Origin of the sequence: Paenibacillus jamilae (assembly GCF_050482105.1) — a bacterium.
Lineage (GTDB): Bacteria > Bacillota > Bacilli > Paenibacillales > Paenibacillaceae > Paenibacillus > Paenibacillus jamilae_B.
The window spans coordinates 1-554 of sequence record NZ_JBCNHI010000027.1 but is presented as its reverse complement, the minus strand read 5'-3'; the positions used below and the strand labels follow the sequence as shown (position 1 = coordinate 554).

Here is a 554-nt window from a genome sequence, read left to right as displayed (position 1 = left end):
CCATCCATTAGGATGTGGTGAGAGCTCCAGACAAAGTAATAATCCTCATCCCCGGTCCGCAAAATCGCCACGCGCATCAACGCATCCCGGGATAAATCAAATCCGGCCGTCTTGTCCTTACGAATAAATTCCTGCACATACGCGTCGCGTTCCTGATCTTCCAAATGACGCAAATCCTCATATCTGAAACCAACCTCTTTATGGCGGAAAATCACCTGTACAGGCTCATCCTGCCAGCCGCTAATGAAATTAGCTCTAAAGATCTCATGCCGCTGCGCCAGTTGATTCAAGCTATCTTGGAAAATATCGGCCTGGAAGCGTCCGCGCAAATCAAAGGTCGTTTGTTCAAAATAAGCCCCGGACGCTGCATCCATCAGACTATGGAACAACATGCCTTTTTGCATCGGTGTCAAGGCATATACATTTTCCAGTTCCCCGATGTCACGAGTCCGCTCGACCAACTGATCCAGCTCGGCCAAGGTTACAGGTTTAAGCATCACATCACTTGGCGTCAGTTCCTGCTGTTTGCGATCCGCGCAATGCGCGATGATTTC

The 554-nt window shown here is 49.5% G+C and carries 1 protein-coding gene; it reads right to left on the bottom strand.

The annotated features are described in order from the left end of the window. Nucleotides 1-554: condensation domain-containing protein (locus ABEW32_RS24540; protein WP_430192670.1), on the bottom strand; the 554-nt coding region annotated here is incomplete at both ends.